The organism is Nocardia sp. NPDC003963 (genome assembly GCF_053605105.1).
The window spans coordinates 15712-34892 of record NZ_JBSGIP010000005.1; the positions used below are offsets into that span (position 1 = coordinate 15712).

Genomic DNA, 19181 nt, shown 5'->3' on the forward strand with positions numbered 1-19181 from the left:
CGCTGCCACGGGTGTCTCACGGTGGGGAGGCGGGCAGCGTCTACGGTTGTCTTCCGTGAGTGCCTTTCCCTGCAGTACCGATGTCCTGCCCGCCTCGGTACCCCTGCTCGCGCTGCCGGAAGTCGCGAAACAACTGGGCGTCGTCGTGACCCGGGTCCATCAGATGCTGCGCGACAACCAGTTGCTCGCCCTCCGGCGCGACGGTGTGGTGGGCGTCCCGGAGATCTTCTTCGACGATACGGGTGCCGTACTGAGATGGCTGCCCGGGCTGATCACGGTGATGCGCGACGCGAAGTACACCGATGAGGAGATCCTGGAGTGGATCTTCACCGACGACAACACGCTGCCGGGTAAACCGGTGGAGGCGTTGCACGGGCCGCTGGCCCGTGAGGTACTGCGCCGCGCCGCCGCCGAACCGATCTGAACAGGCCATCTCAGCCGCCCAGTGCCGCGCTCGCGGTGAGCCTCAGTCGCCGGCGCCGCGGCACTACGGCGCGCTGCGCGAACACGGCGTAGCCGCTGTCCTCTATGCGGTCGAGGATGGCCGCGTAGAGGGTCGCGGCCGCGCGGATACCGGGCCGCACCCGCGGGCTCAGCAGATCGATACCCGGGTGCGCACCCCGGTACAGATCGCGATTCACCGCGATCAGATGTGCCAGCGCGCGGCGCAGGCGCCGGTCGGTGCGACCGGTGCGCCGGCCCTCGGCGAGCAGTGCCTCGTCCACCCCGAACGCGGCAAGATCGGCCGTCGGGAGATAGATCCGGCCGCGGTCGAGGTCCTCGCCGATATCGCGCAGGAAATTGGTGAGCTGGAATGCGTTGCCGAGCGCGGCCGCCGCGGGTTCGGCTTCGGCGACCGGGCAGACGGTGCCCAGGACCGGTAGTAGTTGCAGACCGATGGCCGCGGCCGACCCGCGCATGTACTCGTCCAGCGCCACCATCGTCGGGTAGCGGTCGCGGAACAGGGGAGACTCCGGCAGGTCCATCCGCATGGAATCCAGGAAGGTCCAGAAATGCCGCGGCTCGATCGCGAATCGGGCGACCGTATCGGTGACCGGCGAGACAATCCGGTCGAACTCCGGGGGGAGTGCGACGCCGGCCGGTAGCGGTGCGGTGTGCCCGGGCCGGGACCATGCGCTGCGGAGCCGGTATTCGACAGCGTTCAGCACTGTCACCGGTTCGTACCGGGTGCCACCCCGGCCCGGCGGGCCGTCGACGATATCGTCCACGGTCCGCGCGAAGGCGTACAGCGCGTGCACCGCCGGACGGCGGTCGGCCGACAGGAGCCGGGTCGCCAGATAATAGGTACGACCGTGTGCGGCGGCGATCCGCCGGCAATGCCGATAGGCTGCCGGGAGGGACTCGTGCCCCGGGGGCCCCGTCGGCGTCGGTACGCCGACGCGCGTACCGGGCGGGTTGTTCACAGACCGCCGGTGACTGCGGGCGTCGTGACCGCGCGTGGGGTGCGGGGCGTGCCGCGTAGGCGGAGCGGGTCGATATTGCGCAGCGAGAGTGCGGCGACCACCGAGGCGAAGGTCGCGGCCGCGACATGCCAGAAGTTGTACAGGCCGATCGAACCGTCCGGCTGGAAGACCAGCATCAGCCAGGTACAGACACCGACCAGCGTCATGAGTGTGGTGGTGGATAATGCGAAGCCGGCGGCCAGGGCCAGCGGCCACGAGTAGTACCAGGGCAGCGCGGCCGGCGACAGGATCACGATGGCGACGAAGGCGATCAGGATGCCCAGTACCGCGTCGCGTTCGCTGAGTTTGAACCGCCACCAGGTCCACACCAGCAGTGCCAGCAGTGCCAGCATGCACAGCATGCGGGTCACCTCGAGGGTCGAATCCAGGCCGAACGGGGTGATCCAGGTGACGGCATGCGCCATGACGGTGGGCAGCGACAACCAGTTGATGATCTTGCGTGACCCCGACAGTGCGGTGAGCCAGCCGATTCCGACGCCGGCGATCGCCGAAGCCGCCACGAAAACCACCGCGAATACGGCGAGGCCGAGGCTCGCGATCTTGGCGAACATCTTCCAGTGATGGGCCAGGAACTCCCGGCTGGTGGTGGCCAGGGCGGCGCGCTGGCCGTCCTCGGCGCGGCGGTCGCGTTCGTGCAGCATCCAGATCCACACCAGGAACGGGAGTGCGACACCGGCGGTCGCTTTGATCGCGACCCCGATCGCCACCACCACGATCCCAGCCACATGATGGCGTTCCAGCACGAGCGCGATCCCGGCGCACATCAGCCCGACCATCAGCATCTCGTTGTGCACGCCGCCGATCAGGTGGATGAGCACGAGCGGGTTCAGCACCGCCAGCCACAGGGCGACGGCGGGCCGGCCACCGAGGTGTTTGGTCAGGTACGGCACCGCCCACATCATCAGCACCAGGCCGGGCAGCATGACGAAGCGCAGGACGATCGTGCCGCCGACCACGCTGTCCCCGGTCACCGCGGTGATCGCGCGACCCATCAACAGGAACACCGGACCGTAGGGGGCGGTGGTGGTGGTCCAGACGGTGCTCACGTTGTCGAGCAGGATTCCGGGATTGGCGACCGGGCCCACCTGATAGGGGTCGAAACCGTCGCGCAGCAGCGCGCCCTGGGCGAGATAGGAGTAGGCGTCGCGGCTGAACATCGGCACCGCGAACATCAACGGGGCGATCCAGATACCGACGATGGCGCGTAGCTCGTTGAGCCGCACCTCGCCGGTGTGGCCGCCGAAGCCCAGGGTTATCCGGCCCAGCCGCACCCACGCGGCCACCATCATCAGCACCCCGGCCCAGACACAGATCATCGACAGCGCGTAACCGTGCCCGAACCGCAGCCAGGACAGGTGCACGGCCTCGAGCAGTGGATCGCGTTTGCGTACGCCGCCGGCGCCGAAACCACCGAAGGTGATCATGACCGCGCCGGCGAAGCCGAGCAGCGCCGCATGACCTTCCGGGCTGCGCAGGAAATCGGCGCAGAAACGCAGCCAACCCCAGAATCCGGGCGCGAAACCGGCACGTCCTGCCGTCCGCGCGGTCTGCGGTTCCGAAACTGCCGCGTCGGCGTCGGCGACGGGAACAGTGGTGGTCGTGGTGTGCATATAGGGGGCTGGCATCCGGTGTCGGTCCCCCCTGGATGGTCGGCGGTCGCAACCGCGGGCGAATAGGTCGGCGCTCAGTTTACGGCTTCCGTCACGGAAGGCAGCCGGACGGTAGCGGGGGCGCGCGTCCGGGCACCGCGATTCTCGCCCACAACGCGCTGTGCCGCGAGTTTTCCCGATAACAGCGCGGTGGGTACCCCGACGCCCGGTGTCGTCCCGCATCCGGCCAGGACCACGTTCTCCTTGCCGCGCGCGAGATTACGAGTACGGAAGGGGCCGGTCTGGCGGAACAGGTGCGCGGCCGAGAACGGCGTCCCGGCGATCATGCCCTGATCCAGCCAGGTCGCGGGCGTGTCGAGCCGGTCCACGCGGAACTGCGCCGAGATCCCGTGGTATCCGCGCTCCTCCAGGACGGCGAGTAGTTCCCGCAGGTAGGAGGGTCCGAGCCGAGTCCAGTCCAACGGTGCCGAATCCAGGTTGGGGCAGGGAGCGAGCAGCGAGAAGGGTTCGTAACGGGCCTCGCCGCGGGTGAGGTAGAGCCCCGGATCGCTCAGCGCGGGCCGGGTCAGCAACAGTGACGGATCGCTCATGAGACGGCCCCCGCGGCGGGGTGTGATCTCGGCGAAGGTCCGCGACCAGGCGGCGCCGAAGTCGATGGTGTGATGTGCCTGTACCGGCCAGGTTCCGGTGATCTCGGCGGGTACGGTGCCGTGCGCGACGACCGCCGACGGGGAGGCCCGCAGCCGTCGACGCGGGCGCGCGCCGAAGCGATCCAGCGACCCCAGATCAGCGGTCAGGATCACCGCGTCGCAGGGCAGGTCCCGGCCGTCGGCCAGCAGCACTCGCCGGGCCCGGCCGCGGTGGTGGTCGAGTCCGGTGACCTCGGTACCGAGTTCGAGCCGGCCACCGGCGGCGGTGAACGCACCCGCCATGGTCTCGGCGACAGATCGCATTCCGCCGTCGGGGAAGTAGACGCCGAGACCGGTGTCCATATAGGGGATCGCGCCGTACACACCGAGTGCCTGCTCGGGTGTCATTCCCGCGTACAACGCCTGGAAGGTGAACAGGCGGGCCAGCCGCGGGTCGCGCAGTGTCCGGGTGACCCGGTTGCCCAGCCGGCCGAAGGCACCGAGCCGGATCAGTTCGAGCAGAGCCGCTCGTTTTGCGGGGTACCGCACCATATCCAGCGGTGAATCGAAGTTCGCCGCCAGGAATTCGTCGTATTCGGCCCGGTACACACGGCCCAGCCAGTCCCGTAACCGCCGATACCGGACGGCTTCGCCGGGGCCGCAACTCCGCTCGACTTCCGCGCTCATCCGGTCCGGGTCGGCGTACACGCGCAGGTCGGATCCGTCCGCGAAGCGGGCGTGGTAGGCCGGATCCAACTGCCGGATCCGCAACGGCGGCACCGTGGTCGAAGGATCAGCTCCCACCGCGGCCAATGCGTCGTCGACGAGTCCGGGCAGGGTGAGTACGGTCGCGCCGGAATCGATCTCGTAATCGGCGAACCGGTACCGCCCGACCCGGCCGCCGACATGATCGGCGCGCTCCACCAGGGTGACCGAGCAGCCGGCACCGGTCAGGTACAGCGCGGCCGCCAGACCGGACAACCCGGCGCCGACCACGACCACCCGCTCCACGGGGCCGGTCACCGACTTCACGAGCTGCCCGCCGGTGCGTGCGGGCCCGCCACCGCGGTCGGCCGCGGCTCACCGGTGGTCATGCCGCGCGCCGGGTGGCCGCCAGGGCCATCGCCCGCAGCCGAGTCTTGGCCTCGGGTGTGGCGGTACTGGCATCGATCGCGGTCAGGCCCTGATCGGTCAATGCGGTGATCCGGGCTTCCACCGCGTCCGCCGCGCCGAGTTCGGTGAGCAGCGTCCGCAATTCGCCGACCTGTTCCTCGGTGAGATCGGTGCCGATCTCGGTGCGCAGTTTCCGGGCCGCCGCCGGAGTGGCGCGTTGCAGCGCTTCGGCGACCAGGACGGTGCGTTTACCTTCGCGCAGATCGTCCCCGGAGGGTTTACCGGTCACCGCGGGATCGCCGAACACCCCCAGCAGATCGTCGCGGAGCTGGAAGGCGATCCCGATATCGGTCCCGTAGGTGCGGTAGGCGGTGATCAGTCCGGGGTCGGCGTCGGCCAGTGCCCCGCCGAGGTGCAGCGGGCGTTCCACCGTGTAGGCGGCGGTCTTGTAGCGGTTGATCCGCAGCGCCGCGGCCACCGATTCGTCGCCGCTGGCCTCGCCGTGCACATCGAGCAACTGGCCGCCCAGTACCTCGGTGCGCATCCGGGCCCATACCGCCGCGAACCGGGCCAGTGCCGCCGGATCGAGTCCGGCGTCGTGCACCATATCGTCGGCCCAGGCCAGCGCCAGATCGCCGAGCAGGATCGCCACCGATTCGCCGTAGTGCGCCGAGTCTCCGGACCAGGCCGCGCGGTGATGCCGCTGTTCGAAATCCACATGCACGGTCGGGAACCGGCGCCGGGTGCGGGAGCAATCGATGATGTCGTCGTGGATCAGCGCGCATGCCTGGACGAGTTCCAGGGCCGAACACGCGCGCAGCACCGCGGTCGCCTCGGTGCTCGCCGGATCGCCACCGGCGCCCAGCCAGCCCATCCACGCGAACCCGGGCCGGGTGCGTTTGCCGCCACGCAGGGTGAACGATTCGAGTGCCTCGACGCTGTCGGCGAATACCGGACCCAATTCGGCGACCGGATCGTGGCGGGAGGTGAAGAAATCGGTCAGGGCCTGTTCCACGGCCGTCGCGAAGGCCGCTGTCCCGGGGACGGCCGAGAGGGGACCCGACCGGGTCGGGATACCGGTTCCGGCGGACAGGGTGACCTCCCAGCTCGTTCGATGCCCGTGGGAGCGGCCGGTGGCGGCCGCTGCTGCGGGAGCGACCCACGTTCGCCCGCCGCGGCGGCGGGACCTGATCGCAGAATACGCGCGCGCGGCCCCGGGCCGGGATCGGGTAGCGGACCGGACAGGAGACACTCGGGGCAGGTGCGGGGTCGGCTCTAGACTGGGTCGGTGACTTTCGACAACGCGCGGGGACTACCGACCCCTGGCCGGCCGTCTCCCACGTCACCGGACGTCTCCGCGACGCCTTCGGTCGTGCAGCGCCTGGGCCGGCACGCCGACGGCGCCGTGCCCTTCTCCGTGGAGTTCTCCCCACCTCGCGACGAGGCGGGTGAGCAGCGGCTGTGGCGTGCGGTGCGTACCTTCGAGCGGATGCACCCGGCATTCGTCTCGATGACCTACGGCGCCGGTGGCAGCACCCGCGACCGTACGGTGCGCGTCACCGGGGAACTGGCGTTGCAGACCACCCTGTTGCCGGTCGGTCATCTCACCGCGGTCGGGCACAGCGTCGCCGAACTGCGCTCGATCGTCGGGGCCTACGCCGATTCCGGTATCAGCAATATTCTCGTGCTGCGTGGCGACCCGCCGGGCGATCCGCTGGGGGAATGGCACAAACACCCCGGCGGGGTGGAATACGCCGAGGAGCTGGTGCGGATCGTGCGCGACCTCGGCGATTTCCATGTCGGGGTGGCGTCGTTCCCGCAGGGTCACCACCGCTCGATCGACCTCGATCACGATACGCGGCACCTGGCGGCGAAACTGCGTGCGGGCGCGGAGTATTCGATCACCCAGATGTTCTTCGACGTCGACGACTACCTACGGCTGCGTGATCGGATCGCCGCGTTGGATCCGGAGGAGGGCGCCAAGCCGATCATCCCGGAACTGATGCCGATCACCTCGCTGCGCACGGTGGAGCGGGCCGAGCAGTTGTGCGGCCGGCCGCTACCTGAACGGGTGATCGAGCGATTGCGTGCGGCCGCCGGCTCGGGGCCGGAAGAGGATCGTGCCGCGGTCCGGGCCGCCGGGATCGAGATCGCCACCGAGATGGGTGCGCGGTTGATCGCCGAGGGCGCCCCCTGTCTGCACTTCATCACCCTGAACTTCGCCAAGGCGACCAGCGAGGTGCTGACCAATCTGGGTTACGGCGTCACCGCGTCACCGCTCAGCGCCTGAGTCGCCGGGCGGACCGGCGTCAGTCGGCGGGGGCGTAGACGTTGACCGTGATGAGGTCGTCGCGGCGGACCACCTCGAGCGCACGGTCGTCGTGCCGCAGGATCAGTCCCGGAGCGCCGTCGATCGGATCGATGATCTCGATACCGGCGATACGTTCGCCGGCGTGGTCCAGCCGGTCGCCGGGTTTGGCGGCGATGAACACGCGGCCGTCGATCACCCACCAGGTGCCGGGTAGGCCGGGCAGTTGTTCCGGTGCCTCGCCGAGCCGGTGCCGGGCGACCGGGTCGCTGCTGCCGTGCGGGCTGCGCAGCCGGACCGAGCACCGCTCGTACCATTGCGTCCAGGTGGTATCGACGCTGGTGTGGCCGACAATGGTCATGGTGCAGCCTCCTCGGAACCCGGGCCGTCGCGGCCCTGCCCGCCGGTCGTGCCGGGCGGGTTCATCATCCGGCCGCTCCGGTGCGGGCACAAGACCAAGAATCAGTGAGAATCCAGCTCTTGGCGGGGTGTAAGGACACGTCCGCGCCAGGTCAGGGCGTTGCGACGGTGGGCGCGATGTGAGTGTTGCCACAGCAATAGGTAGGCCGCGACCGAGGCCGGGTGCGCGAGCGCGTCCACGAGGTCGTGCCGGTCCGGCCGCCGCGCTTTCTCCAGATCGCGCGCCAGCAGCCGGCCGGTGACCGCGGCGGCGTAACCCAGCAGGCCTATCCGGCGCGTGCGGCCGTGGCCCAGTACGGCGGCCAGCGGGGGCAGCCAGTAGGCCCACGCGGCGACGGTGCCCACCGCCACGCCGCCGGCGACCGACCCGCCGTAGGCCGACCAGAGCCAGCGCCGGTAGCCCGCCACCAGTTCGTTCGTGTTCCGGTACATCCGGGTCCGTGCCGATTCGCCCGCTGCCACCGTCGCGGTCCGCCGGCCGGCCCGGCGCAGCACCCGGGCGATATCGAGGTCTTCGGTGACACTGCCGGCGACGGGCTCGTGACCGCCGATCGCGTAATACCCCGCCGCGTCGAACACCAGGAACTGTCCGCAGGCCACCACGGTCGACGGGTAGGTGCCGCGATCGGCCCGGGCCACCGGCAGAGTGGTCGCCCAGGACCAGCACAGCAGCGGTTGCACCGCACGCTCGGCCACGGTTTCGGCGCGCTGTTCGGGCCACGGCGCCAGTAGCGCGAGGTCCTCCCGGCGCAGCCGCGTGACGGCCGCGGCCAGCGTCGTCGGCGCGAGCCGGATATCGGCGTCGAGGAAAACCAGTACGCCGGACCCGATCCCGCCGTCGCTCCGTGCGTGTCGGGCCAGCGCGGCGCAGGCCGCCGCCTTACCGGTCCAGCCCGGTGGTGGGTCGGTGGTACCGCGGAGCAGTTCGCACCGGGGGTCGTCGTCCATCGCCCGCAGGGCCTGTGCGGCCGTATCGTCGGTGGAGGCGTCGTCCAGGACGAGGATGCGCAAGCGCGCGATACCGGCCTGGGCGCGCAGATCACCGATCAGTCCGGGGAGCAGCGCGGCTTCGTTGCGCGCGGGTACACAGACCGTGACGGTTTCGTCGACCGGGCCGGCGCGGTCGGGCAGGCGGGGGACGGTGAGCCGGTTCCAGGCGGCGAGCGCGGCCCCGGACACGGCGAAGCCGGTGCCCATGGTCACCAGGCGGCTCCATCCTCCCGGCGCCCGCGCGGCCGATCTCATGCGTCGGATTTGACCTGGTCCCACCAGCGTCGCAGCGAGAACCCGGCCGGTCCGCCCGGTGCCGGCGGATTGCGGTCCACATAGGCGAGTGCGATGACCACCGCCGCGACCGCGAGCGTGATCCCGCCGACGATCCCCGCCCAGCCCGCGAAGGAACGGGTGTTGGGATCGGCGTAGCCCACCTCGGCGCGGACGGTGCTGACCTCACCGGCGGGAAGTTTCCAGGAGACCACGGAATCGCCCTCGCGGTTGCCGTTGGTCTTGGCGACCCGGGCCGGGAAAGCCACACTCAGTTGCACATCGGATCCGTGTGGGGCCAACGTTTCCAGGTCCACCCGGCCGTTGAGGCTCACCAGATCGCCGTTGCGCTGGAACTTCAGGTCGAACAGGCCCTGGGCCTGCTCCGAAAGCTGGGACAGCTGTTCCACCTCGCCGAAGTTCAGATCGTCGAAGTACACCTCGCTGCCGATGTATCCGTCCTGGTTGTACGGCTCGATGCGCACCTTGGTGGCAAGGGTTTCCGGGGCGGTGAGCTGGGGGCCCTTGTCCTCGCTGTTCTCCGGTACGACCGCGGCGACGATCCGGCCCGAGACCCGGTCGTTGGACGACAGGCCCATGGAGGCCTGGACGCGGAGGCATCCGGCCAGCGCGGGGGTGAGCAGCGCGGCCAGGACGAAGGCCGCGGCTATCCGCGACCGCAGGCGGCGGCGCGAGCGCGGAGCGGGGACCGGGGAGCCGGGTTTCGCGGTAACGGGACTCGGAGGCACGGATGACATGGTGCCAGGCCCGAACTCACCCACGCCATGCGACGGGCCCGAGGATCCGCCGATCGTGCTCGGACGGACCGCCGGTGCCGTCGCGCACCAGCCGGACCAGTAGCGGAATACCGAGAACCCCCAGCACGACCGCGCCGTAGCCGGCCGAATACGGCAGTCCGAGGAACACCGCGTGTGCGAGCGCCGAACCGAGCCAGGTCCACAGGAACATCACCACCGGCACCCCGATCCGCGCGGATCGGGCGGCGGACCGTTCCCAGCCGGTGAGTGCTCCCGCCATCACCGCCGCCACCGCCAGCCAGCCGAGATAGTTGGTCCAGGGGATCTCGGCGAGGCCCGGCAGCCCGGAATCGGTGACCGCCCACTGCCACTGCCCGTCGGCCACCATCTGCGGATCGAGGAACAGATCCCAGCCCACCGCGCCTATCGCGGTGGCGGCGATCCGTGTCACCGGACCCGGACACAGCAGACCGGCGACCACCCAGATCGGATACAGCCCGCCGGTCCAGGCGAGGGGGACCACCAGCGGTACGTCGAACAGCTCCGGCCCGAGCCGTCCGTCCGCGTACTCGTAGGCCCCGAAGGGGATCCCGGTCGCCGTGCCCACGGCCTCGGCCGCCAGCCCGATCCCGGACACGATCACCAGGAACCCGGCGGCGTAGCCGATACCGCGGGTCACCGCGGCGTGCAGCAGTGCGGTACCGGCGGTCAACAGGACCACGGCCACCGTTACCGCGTCGCGGGCCGCGCCACTGGTCAGCGGATAGGCGATCTGCGTTCCGACCAGCACGACCAGCAGACCGGCCGGTAGCAGGTCGCGCCATCGCGCGGGCCGGGCCCCCGGCCCGGCTAGCGGCGTATCCACTTGCGGATCCCGCGGCTGTCGCGCAGCACCAGACGCGCGGCGGTGCGGCCGCTCGCCCCCGACACTCCGCCGCCGGGATGCGTCGACGCGCCGGTCAGATAGAGACCGGGCGCGCCCGGCACCCGCTGCCCGGACAGCTCCGGTAGCGGGCGCCACAGCATCATCTGATCGAGACTCATCTCCACATGCATGACATTGCCGCCGCGCAGCCCCATCTCGCGTTCCAGATCGACCGGTGTCTGGATATGGCGGTCCAGTACGGACCCGGCGAAACCCGGTGCGTAGCGATCGAGTTCGGCGATGATCCGGTCCGCTTCCGATTCGCCGTGCCGGGCCCAGCCGCCTTCCGCGGTGAGACGGTAGGGGTGCCATTGCGACCACAGCGAGAGTTGGTGTTGCCCGGTGGGCGCGATACTCGGGTCCAGTGCGCTGAAACTCATGGCGAGCACGATCGGCCGCGGGGGCAGCCGCCCGCCCGCGGCACTGCCGTGCGCCAGCGCCAGGCGGCGTCGATCCGCTACGAGTAGTTGCAGACCCGGCGCGGATTCGTCGGTCGTCGCGCCCGAATACCGGGGGAGCGCGTCGGTCGCGACTCGCACCACCATGCCGATCCCGGGGCCCACCCGGATTCGCCGCCGCCAGCGGTCGAGCGTTCGCGGCTCGAATCCGCCGGCCCCCAGCAGGTCGAGCGTGGTGAGGATATGGGTTCCCGCGATCACGGTCGTGGAGTCGTATGCCCGCCCCGCCGCTGTACCGACCCGCCAGCCGTCCACACGGCGGGTCAGCGTGGTGACCGCGTCGCCGGCGACGATCTCGCCGCCGTCGCTGCGCAGCCGTGCCACCAGGGCCTCGGTGAGGGCGCCGCTACCGCCTACCGCCCGGCCCGGCGGCAGGGTGTGCATCAGCGCCGCGAACGCGACCATCGGCGCCGTTCCCGGTTCCGACATCGGCGGCCCGGACTGGGCGCCGAACCAGGCCAGCGCGGCCTTCAAACGCTCGTCGTCGAACCAGGTGTCCAGGAGCGCGTCACCGGACTGCAGGAACTCCCGGGACAGCGCGCTCCCGCCGTCTCGGGCGTCCAGCCCCCAGAACGAGCGCAGCAGCCGGCCGGGAGTCGGTGCGCCGCCGAACGAGCGCATCACCCGCCGTGCCCGGGGCTCCCACACACCCACGAAACGCCGGTACGCCGCGGCATCGCGGTCACCGCAGGCGGCGGCCACCGACGCGCAGGTCCGGTCGAGGTCGCGATGGAACACGATCGGTGCGGCGCCCGTCTCCGGACAGGCCGGGGCGAAGGCCCAGGGGTCGCAGTCGAGGTAGCGCAGTCCGAAACGGTCCAGTTCGAGCTCCTCGACGATCCCGGTGTGCCGGACCATCAGGTGTGCCGAAGAACCCCGGTCGACGCGGTGGCCCGGGAAACGTTCCACGGTCGAGACCGCCCCGCCCAGTACGGTATCGCTCTCCAGCACCCGGACCCGGTGCCCTTCCCGCGCCAGATAGCAGGCTGCCACCAGCGCGTTGTGGCCGGAGCCGATGATCACCACACTCACGGCAGCAGTGGTAGCGACCGGCCGAGGATCCCGAAGCGGCGCGTATCGCCGGCGAAGACGAAATCGCGCAGGACATCCCGGAAACCCATCCGCCGGTAGAGGCGCCAGGCCCGGTTGTCCTCCTCGCCCACCTCGGGAGTGGACAGCAGGACGGCGTGCTCGGGGCGGTCCCGCAGCAGACGCTGCAGCAGGGTCGCCCCGATACCGCGGCCCTGCGCGCTCGGATGCACATGGAGCTCGGTGAGTTCGAAATAGTCGCCGAGCAGCTGCTGGGCGACCGGTTCCGGCCAACCGGTCCGGCGCATACCCGCATGCACCTGCTGCTGCCACCACTGCTGCGGTCCGCCGCGATACCCGTAGGCGACGGCCACGATGGGGGAGCGGCGCAGGTCGAACTCGCCGTTGTCCTCGGGGACAACCGCGGCGACCGCCTGCCACCCGACCCGGTGGGTGTGCTCGGTCCACATCGGTGCGCGATGGTGCTCGGTACCGCGCGGATAGTCCATGGCTGCGACGTACACGGCCAGTGCGTCGTGCAACCGGGCGCGCAGCGCGGTTACCGAGAGGTCGACGACGACCGGGGCGGGGAGATGATTCGACTTGACAGCGGTCATTGCGGTATCGGTGGGCTCTTTCGCGGTCGGCGGGGGCGGAGCTGCGGTTTCGGGCACACGAACATGTCGGTGGTCGTCTCTATATTCAAGCTCGAGCCAAACGTTCGAATGCCTGTTCGGCCCCCGCGGTGCACGCTCAGCCTGCCATACCGGCGGACCGCCGCGGGGAGTGACGGGCGAGATACGGAGGGACGGCCATGCCGGAACGAAGCATGCACCCGGTGCAGCCGGGCCGGGCGGGGATGCTGCTGCGGCGCGCCGACGGGCTGCTCATGGAGGCGGCCGGCGAGCAGGATCCGCAGGAGCGTTTCCGGGTCGCCTACCTGGCGGCCCTGCGCGGCGCGGGAGCGGTGCTGGCGCTCACCGGTGCCGATACCGCGCCGCGGGCACGATCGCGTAACGCGTGGGTGATGTTGCAGCGCGCGGCACCCGAATTCGTGATGTGGGCGGACTATTTCAGTGGCCATTCCGCGACCCGGGCGGCGCTGGAGGCCGGGCTGCCCCGGGAGATCGGCGCGGAGTGGGCCGACGAGTTCGCTTCGCGGGTGGGAGCCTTCCTGCACGATGTCGAGGATCTCATCGCACCGGCCGCGCGGCTACGTGCTGCCGGTGAGAGGGACGACACGCCTCACTAGAGGTCACCGCCGGCCGTCGGACCTCTGTATTCGGCCCCGGCCCGATTCGATCGGGCGACGAACTTCGTTCGGCTGTACCCATATGGTGGTACCGCTCCTGGCGAACTCGTATCATTGATGACAGATAGCCGCCAAGGGGTTATCTGTCGCCTACCCGGAGGCGACAGCCACGACCTAGTGCCGGGGGAGGTACCGTGCCACTCTCCGAGCACGAGCAGCGCATGCTCGAACAGATCGAGAGCGCTCTCTATGCTGAGGATCCGAAGTTCGCCTCGTCCGTCCGCGGTGGACGTCTTCGTACGACCTCGAGTCGTCGTCGACTCCAGGCCGCGGCCTTGTTCGTCCTGGGCCTTGTCCTACTCGTCGCGGGGATCGCCCTTCCGGTGCGACCCGGCGGCTTTCCGATCATCAGCCTGATCGGATTCATCGTCATGTTCGGCGCGGGAGTTCTACTCCTGCTCGGTGGCGCCAAGGGTGCCTCGCCGGGCAGCGGCGGCGGTTCGCCGGGCGATGCGTCGGGGGCAGGGTCGTCGTCGGAGCGAGCCGGCGGGCGCGGGCGTCCGCGCCGCTCCGGTGGGTTCACCGAACGTATGGAGGACCGTTTCCGCCGAAGGTTCGAGGAGTAACCGCCCGCCGATCTCGAACCGGCCATACGAGCCGACAGCGGTGCCGCGCCGGTAGCCCGGTGCGGCACCGCTGTTCGTGCGTGCACCCGGCCCGGGGTCCGGCGCGGGGCCGGGTCCGCGCCGGACGTGCACGGGGCCACCTTTCCCACAACGCCCCACCGGGTTCCTCCACCGCGCCCCACCCGCTCGTCCGAGCTCGCGTGAACAGGGTGTTTGCTGGAAGTTGACGGGAGCCGCCGGAGTCGATGGTCGTGGACGCGCGCAAGGAGGCAGGGGCCGCGAAAAGTTCACCCAGCCGGTGATAGCTGGGGTGACCTGCGAAATCCGCCGGGCGGGGAGGCACATCACCCCGTGTTTCGATTGAAAGTGGGGGAAAGTGGGGTAATGTGGAGCGCGCACTACAGGAGAGGCTGCAAGGCACTCGACCGGCCTAGCCGGTCAACACCATTCGAGGTGGTCCGGTAGGAGGTATCGGGTTGTTTCTCGGTACTTACACACCTCGTCTGGACGACAAAGGGCGACTCACGTTGCCCGCGAAGTTTCGAGACGATCTGGCGGGAGGGTTGATGGTCACCAAAGGGCAGGACCACAGCCTTGCCGTCTATCCGAAGGACGAGTTCAGTGCGCTCGCCCGGCGAGCTGCGTCGGCATCCCGGAGCAACCCGCAGGCGCGGGCATTCATCCGGGCGCTGGCAGCGGGCACGGATGAGCAGCGGCTGGATTCGCAGGGCCGGATCGTGTTGTCGGCCGAACATCGCCGGTACGCAAACCTCACCCGCGACTGTACGGTCATCGGTTCGGTCGACTTCCTGGAGATATGGGACAAGCAGGCGTGGGAGACCTACCTCGCCGAGCACGAGGAGGACTACGCGCAAGCGAGAGACGAGGCACTGGGCGGAATCTTCTAGCCCGCGCGAGTGCCACGCGGCCTCTGCCCGGATGCGGACCCTGACGTACTTCCCCGACGCCAGGTGCCGCTTCGGTCAGAGACCCCGCGGCATTCGTAACGTCGCCGATTTCCTTCTGCCGCACACACTGTGAGCGTGCGGATAGATCGGTCGCGTGGCCGCATCTCGCGCAATCAATTGTTCGCCCGCTTCGGCGCCGATGATCCGCACCCGTACCGGGTGCGGCGCGACCCGGATCGGGTCGTCACGGAGCGAGGCTAAGGATCCCCGGAGGTCGATTTGAACCGTGAGCAGCACGGCACACGACACGTCCCTGTTCTGCTCACCCGCGCCGGCGAACTGCTCGATCCGGTGCTCGACGCTCCGGCGGCCGTCTACCTCGACGCGACGCTCGGACTCGGTGGCCACGCCGAATATTTTCTGCGCACCCACCCCGATCTGAGGCTCGTGGGTCTCGACCGCGATACCCGGGCGCTCGCGCTCACCACCGAACGTCTCCGGCCCTACGCCGACCGGACCACCCTGGTCCATACGCGATACGACGGAATCGCCGACGCGCTCGCCCGGGCCGGCCTGCCCGCCACCGATTCGGTGAGCGGCATCCTGATGGATCTCGGTGTCTCGTCCATGCAATTGGACGAAGCCGAACGGGGTTTCGCCTACTCCGTGGACGCCCCGCTGGATATGCGGATGGACGCGACCACCGGTCCGACCGCCGCCGATGTACTCAACACCTACAGCCAGGGCGAGATAGCCCGGGTGCTGAAGGTCTACGGCGAGGAACGTTTCGCGAACCGGATCGCCGCCGAGGTGGTGCGCCGGCGCGCCCGGCAACCGCTGCGTACCAGTGCCGAACTGGTGAGCCTGCTCTACGACACCATCCCCGCGCCCGCCCGCCGAACCGGCGGGCATCCGGCGAAGCGGACCTTCCAGGCGTTGCGGGTGGAGGTCAACGGCGAACTCGATTCGCTGCGCGCGGCGTTACCGGCCGCCCTGGCGGCGCTGCGGCCGGGCGGGCGCATCGTGGTCATGTCCTATCAATCACTCGAGGACCGGGTCGTCAAGCACGAACTGGCCGAACGCGCGAAATCTCGTACCCCGGTGGGGCTTCCGGTAGAACTACCGGGTATGGGCCCGGAGTTCCGGATCTTGACCCGGGGCGCCGAACAGGCGGGTCCCGCCGAGATCGAGGAGAACCCGCGCGCCGCGCCGGTCCGGATGCGCGCCGCCGAGAAGATCGCACAGGACGCGGGATGAATCCGGACACCGGCACCGGCCGTGCCGCAGCGGTCCGCGGAGCAGCGAATTCGCTTGTCCGCGACCGATATCTGCGGTACGACGGTGTGGATGCGATATCCGCCTGTCGCATCGGTGTCCGCGGAGTTGTGGTGTCAGGGGAGCACCGGCTGGGCATTACGGACCACAGCACAGGGGCGCGCGGGTCGATACCGCGGGCCATCACACCGATACGGGGGTGTCAGGTATGAGCGTGAGCACACGTACCGAAACCGGGCGGCCGGCTCGGCGGGTACACGATGCGGAACGGGTGAAATCCGGTGCGGCGCAGCGCGCCTACGCCCGGCGCCGGCAGCGCACCGGCGGGCCCGGTACGCCGCCGGTGGCCGCGCCGCGGACGGAGTTGGCCGGGCGGGGACCGTTCGTCGCCGCGATCCTGGCCATGTTCGGCTGTGGGCTCGCCCTCACCCTGGTGCTGACCACCCGCGCCGCCGAGGACAGCTATCAGCTCAGCGACGCGCGCGAAGCCAACCGGGTGCTCGCCGACGAACGCGCCGCCCTGCAGCGGGAGGTCGCCGCGGCCGATTCCCCGCCCGAACTCGCCACCCGGGCCCGGGAACTCGGCATGGTCCCGGCACCGGATCCGGCCCGGCTGATGGTCACCCCCGACGGGACGGTCACCGTGGTCGGTGAGCCCATGCCCGCACAGGGGCCACCGGCTCCGCCGCTGAACGCACCACCTCGCTCCGGGGCGCCCGGTACGGGCGCCGATCCCGGGGAGCGGATCGTGCCGGTCCCGGCCCTGCCCCGAGCGGATCCGGCCGCGCCGGGCCCGGGCGATGTGCTCGCCGCGCCGGGGTCCGAACCCACCTCGGTGCCACAGCCGGCCGAGGGCGTCCCGGCGCCGGAACAGACCGGTGCCCCGGCGGGGACCGCCCCGGTGGAGGGGGCTGCACCGGCCGAGGACGTAGCGCCACCGCCCGCCCCCGCCGTGGGCGACGGTGCTCCGGTCGAGGGCACCGCGCCCGCCGGGGCTCCTGCTCCGGTGGAGGGTGCTGCGGCAGCGCCCGGCCCGGCCGATGCTCCGGTCCCGGTCGACGTGCCGGCCCCTGTCGAACCCACCTCGGTCGCGCCGCTGCCGCCTGTCCCGGCGGGTGAGGAGATCCGATGAACCGGCGCGGGTCGGGTCGTGGGCGCGATTCCGCGCCGAGATCCCGAGCCGCGAGCGACCGCGGAAAGGTGAAGAAGAAAGCCGCCGAGGTCGCCCGGTCCGCACCCGGCCGGCCCCGTTCGCCGGGGCGGCCGCGCCCGGGCACCCGATCCGCGCCGGGGGGACCGGTGCGGATCCGGCTCGGTGTCGGCCGGTTGATCATGCTGGTGGCCCTCGCCGTGGTGGCCCTGCAGCTGCTGTGGCTGCAGACCGTCGCCGCCCCGACGCTGTCGGCGCAGGCGGCCGGGCAGCGCACCGCGTACCAGGATCTGCCCGCCACCCGCGGCACCATCACCGATCGCAACGGGAAGGCGCTGGCGTTCACCATCACCGCCCAATCGCTGAACTTCCAGCCGGTCCGGGTGCGCAAAGACCTCGCCGATGCCCGGGCGAAGGACGATACGGCACCCGATCCCGATCGACGGCTCGAGGATATCGCCCGCACCGTCCATCAGGTGCTCGGCGACGAGGGGCCCGGAGAATCCGAGCTGCTGGAGAAGCTGCGCAGCGACCAGACCTTCGTCTACCTGGCGCGCAATGTGGACCCGCGCAAAGCCGACGAGATCACCGCCGAGTTCCCGGAGATCGGTACCGAACGCCAGGACCCGCGCGAATACCCGGGTGGGTCGCTGGCCGCCAATATCGTGGGCGCCACCGGCTGGGACGGTCACGGTCGGGTCGGGCTGGAGGCGTCACTGGATTCGGCGCTCGCCGGGACCGACGGTTCCTACACCTATGACCGCGGCTCCGACGGCGCGGTCATACCCGGTAGCGTCCGGGACCGCCAGCCCGCCGTGGACGGTAACAATATCGAGCTCACCCTGGACTCGTACCTGCAGAACCATGTGCAGCAGCAGGTCCAGCAGGCCAAGGATCGCTCGGGTGCCAAATCGGCCTCGGCGGTGGTGCTGGACGCCAAAACCGGCCAGGTACTGGCGATGGCGAACGACAACACGTTCAATCCGGCGCTCGGTCCACAGCACTGGGATCCGGCCGGGCTGGACAATCCTTCGGTGACCCAGCCGTTCGAACCCGGTTCGGTCAACAAGGTGGTCACCGCGGCCGCGGCCGTCGAATACGGCCTCACCACGCCCGACGAGGTACACCAGGTGCCGGGCCGTATCGATATGTCCGGGGTGACCGTGGGCGACGCCTGGGAACACGGCGTCGCCCCGTACACCACCACCGGGATCTTCGGGAAATCCTCCAATGTGGGCACCCTCATGCTGGCTCAGCGCGTCGGCGAGGACCGGTTCGCCGATATGCTCGAACGCTTCGGCCTGGGCCGCCGTACCGAGGTGGGACTCCCCGGCGAGAGTTCCGGCCGGGTGCCCGCCCGCGACCAGTGGTCCGGGGGCACCTTCGCCAACCTGCCCATCGGACAGGGCCTTTCGATGACCACTCTGCAGATGACCGGGATGTACCAGGCCATCGCCAACGGCGGGGTCCGGATGCCGCCGCGAATCGTCCGCGCCACCGTCGCGCCCGACGGGACCCGCACCGAAGAACCGGCTCCCGAGGGAGTGCGGGTGGTGAGCCCGGAGACCTCGCGCACGCTGCGTACCATGTTCCAGTCGGTGGTGCAGAACGACCCGACCGGCGTGCAGATGGGTACCGGATCCGCCGCCGCCGTCGACGGGTACCGGATCGCCGGGAAGACCGGTACGGCGCAGCAGGTCGATCCGAACTGCGGCTGCTATTCGAGCTCCTCGTACTGGATCACCTTCGCCGGTATCGCACCGGCGGACAATCCGCGCTATGTGATCGGAATGATGCTCGACGCGCCGGTACGCAGCTCCGACGGCAGCGGTGGACAGTCGGCGGCACCGCTGTTCCACGACATCGCCTCCTGGGCCCTGCAGCGGGATCGGATACCGCCGTCCAGCGAACCGGAACGGCAGTTCGTCCTGCAGGCGTCGTGATTCGGCGAACCGGCTTACCCGACCGTGACA

18 protein-coding genes are annotated in these 19181 nt (G+C 70.2%); 8 read left to right on the forward strand and 10 right to left on the reverse strand.

All coding sequences use genetic code 11. From position 1 onward, the window contains the following. Nucleotides 1-55 precede the first annotated feature (55 nt). Entirely contained in the window at nucleotides 56-424 is a 369-nt protein-coding gene (locus tag ACWEWT_RS13635; RefSeq protein WP_452558860.1) for an Rv2175c family DNA-binding protein, read from the forward strand. Between the two features lie 10 nt (nucleotides 425-434). Here ACWEWT_RS13635 and ACWEWT_RS13640 read toward each other — a convergent pair whose 3' ends face one another. From ACWEWT_RS13640 to ACWEWT_RS13655, 4 genes are read right to left on the reverse strand one after another with little or no spacing between them, the layout of a single operon-like run. After that, entirely contained in the window at nucleotides 435-1424 is a 990-nt protein-coding gene (locus tag ACWEWT_RS13640; protein ID WP_452558862.1) for a phytoene/squalene synthase family protein, read from the reverse strand. Beyond that, nucleotides 1421-3109, reverse strand: a complete 1689-nt coding sequence (locus ACWEWT_RS13645) for an alpha-(1->6)-mannopyranosyltransferase A (RefSeq protein ID WP_452558863.1) — start codon at nucleotides 3107-3109, stop codon at nucleotides 1421-1423. Before ACWEWT_RS13645 ends, ACWEWT_RS13640 begins: the two co-directional genes overlap by 4 nt. 59 nt (nucleotides 3110-3168) lie before the next feature. Further along, nucleotides 3169-4755 (reverse strand): phytoene desaturase family protein, encoded by a 1587-nt coding sequence (gene crtI, locus ACWEWT_RS13650; RefSeq protein WP_452558864.1) that lies wholly within the window; start codon nucleotides 4753-4755, stop codon nucleotides 3169-3171. Nucleotides 4756-4813: 58 nt separating this feature from the next. Continuing rightward, a complete protein-coding gene (locus tag ACWEWT_RS13655) occupies nucleotides 4814-5911 on the reverse strand; it encodes a polyprenyl synthetase family protein (RefSeq protein ID WP_452559158.1) in 1098 nt (365 codons plus the stop codon). Between the two features lie 213 nt (nucleotides 5912-6124). Between ACWEWT_RS13655 and ACWEWT_RS13660 the strand changes: the two genes are divergently transcribed. Further along, nucleotides 6125-7126: a methylenetetrahydrofolate reductase gene (locus ACWEWT_RS13660; protein ID WP_452558865.1), complete on the forward strand. Its 1002-nt coding sequence runs from the start codon at nucleotides 6125-6127 to the stop codon at nucleotides 7124-7126. 19 nt (nucleotides 7127-7145) lie between these two features. On the opposite strand, the gene ACWEWT_RS13665 is transcribed toward ACWEWT_RS13660, so the two are convergent. From ACWEWT_RS13665 to ACWEWT_RS13690, 6 genes are all read right to left on the reverse strand, one after another. Further along, nucleotides 7146-7505, reverse strand: a complete 360-nt coding sequence (locus ACWEWT_RS13665; protein ID WP_452558867.1) for a hypothetical protein — start codon at nucleotides 7503-7505, stop codon at nucleotides 7146-7148. Between the two features lie 101 nt (nucleotides 7506-7606). Beyond that, entirely contained in the window at nucleotides 7607-8761 is a 1155-nt protein-coding gene (locus ACWEWT_RS13670; RefSeq protein WP_452559160.1) for a glycosyltransferase, read from the reverse strand. A gap of 44 nt (nucleotides 8762-8805) precedes the next feature. Further along, complete coding sequence (locus tag ACWEWT_RS13675) at nucleotides 8806-9585, reverse strand: LppM family (lipo)protein (protein WP_452558868.1); 780 nt, start codon at nucleotides 9583-9585, stop codon at nucleotides 8806-8808. A 16-nt stretch (nucleotides 9586-9601) separates the two neighbouring features. Continuing rightward, on the reverse strand, nucleotides 9602-10450 hold the full coding sequence (locus tag ACWEWT_RS13680; RefSeq protein WP_452558870.1) for a carotenoid biosynthesis protein: 849 nt from the start codon (nucleotides 10448-10450) through the stop codon (nucleotides 9602-9604). After that, entirely contained in the window at nucleotides 10435-12000 is a 1566-nt protein-coding gene (locus ACWEWT_RS13685) for a phytoene desaturase family protein (protein ID WP_452558871.1), read from the reverse strand. The genes ACWEWT_RS13680 and ACWEWT_RS13685 overlap by 16 nt, the downstream gene beginning before the upstream one ends. After that, entirely contained in the window at nucleotides 11997-12614 is a 618-nt protein-coding gene (locus ACWEWT_RS13690; RefSeq protein WP_452558873.1) for a GNAT family N-acetyltransferase, read from the reverse strand. The genes ACWEWT_RS13685 and ACWEWT_RS13690 overlap by 4 nt, the downstream gene beginning before the upstream one ends. 242 nt (nucleotides 12615-12856) lie before the next feature. Between ACWEWT_RS13690 and ACWEWT_RS13695 the strand changes: the two genes are divergently transcribed. The 6 genes from ACWEWT_RS13695 to ACWEWT_RS13720 all read left to right on the forward strand — a co-directional run bounded on the left by ACWEWT_RS13695 (nucleotide 12857) and on the right by ACWEWT_RS13720 (nucleotide 19151). After that, nucleotides 12857-13249, forward strand: a complete 393-nt coding sequence (locus ACWEWT_RS13695) for an SAV_6107 family HEPN domain-containing protein (protein WP_452559161.1) — start codon at nucleotides 12857-12859, stop codon at nucleotides 13247-13249. Nucleotides 13250-13443: 194 nt separating this feature from the next. Continuing rightward, nucleotides 13444-13875, forward strand: coding sequence for a DUF3040 domain-containing protein (locus tag ACWEWT_RS13700; RefSeq protein WP_452558874.1), 432 nt, complete (start codon nucleotides 13444-13446; stop codon nucleotides 13873-13875). Between the two features lie 476 nt (nucleotides 13876-14351). Then, nucleotides 14352-14783, forward strand: a complete 432-nt coding sequence (gene mraZ / locus ACWEWT_RS13705) for a division/cell wall cluster transcriptional repressor MraZ (RefSeq protein WP_452558876.1) — start codon at nucleotides 14352-14354, stop codon at nucleotides 14781-14783. Nucleotides 14784-15062: 279 nt separating this feature from the next. Continuing rightward, nucleotides 15063-16040, forward strand: coding sequence for a 16S rRNA (cytosine(1402)-N(4))-methyltransferase RsmH (rsmH, locus tag ACWEWT_RS13710; protein WP_452558878.1), 978 nt, complete (start codon nucleotides 15063-15065; stop codon nucleotides 16038-16040). Between the two features lie 232 nt (nucleotides 16041-16272). Continuing rightward, nucleotides 16273-17190 carry a hypothetical protein gene (locus tag ACWEWT_RS13715; protein ID WP_452558880.1) on the forward strand — a complete coding sequence of 306 codons (918 nt, stop codon included), beginning with the start codon at nucleotides 16273-16275 and terminating at the stop codon, nucleotides 17188-17190. Next, nucleotides 17187-19151, forward strand: coding sequence for a peptidoglycan D,D-transpeptidase FtsI family protein (locus ACWEWT_RS13720; RefSeq protein WP_452558881.1), 1965 nt, complete (start codon nucleotides 17187-17189; stop codon nucleotides 19149-19151). Before ACWEWT_RS13715 ends, ACWEWT_RS13720 begins: the two co-directional genes overlap by 4 nt. Nucleotides 19152-19181: the final 30 nt, after the last annotated feature.

What these genes read in the sequence shown, in the direction of transcription:
- ACWEWT_RS13645 (WP_452558863.1), bottom strand. Translation starts at nt 3,109, where the DNA reads ATGCCAGCCCCCTATATGCACACCACGACCACCACTGTTCCCGTCGCC.
- ACWEWT_RS13665 (WP_452558867.1), bottom strand. Translation starts at nt 7,505, where the DNA reads ATGACCATTGTCGGCCACACCAGCGTCGATACCACCTGGACGCAATGG.
- ACWEWT_RS13670 (WP_452559160.1), bottom strand. Translation starts at nt 8,761, where the DNA reads ATGGGCACCGGCTTCGCCGTGTCCGGGGCCGCGCTCGCCGCCTGGAAC.
- ACWEWT_RS13675 (WP_452558868.1), bottom strand. Translation starts at nt 9,585, where the DNA reads ATGTCATCCGTGCCTCCGAGTCCCGTTACCGCGAAACCCGGCTCCCCG.
- ACWEWT_RS13690 (WP_452558873.1), bottom strand. Translation starts at nt 12,614, where the DNA reads ATGACCGCTGTCAAGTCGAATCATCTCCCCGCCCCGGTCGTCGTCGAC.
- ACWEWT_RS13695 (WP_452559161.1), top strand. Translation starts at nt 12,857, where the DNA reads ATGCTGCTGCGGCGCGCCGACGGGCTGCTCATGGAGGCGGCCGGCGAG.
- ACWEWT_RS13720 (WP_452558881.1), top strand. Translation starts at nt 17,187, where the DNA reads ATGAACCGGCGCGGGTCGGGTCGTGGGCGCGATTCCGCGCCGAGATCC.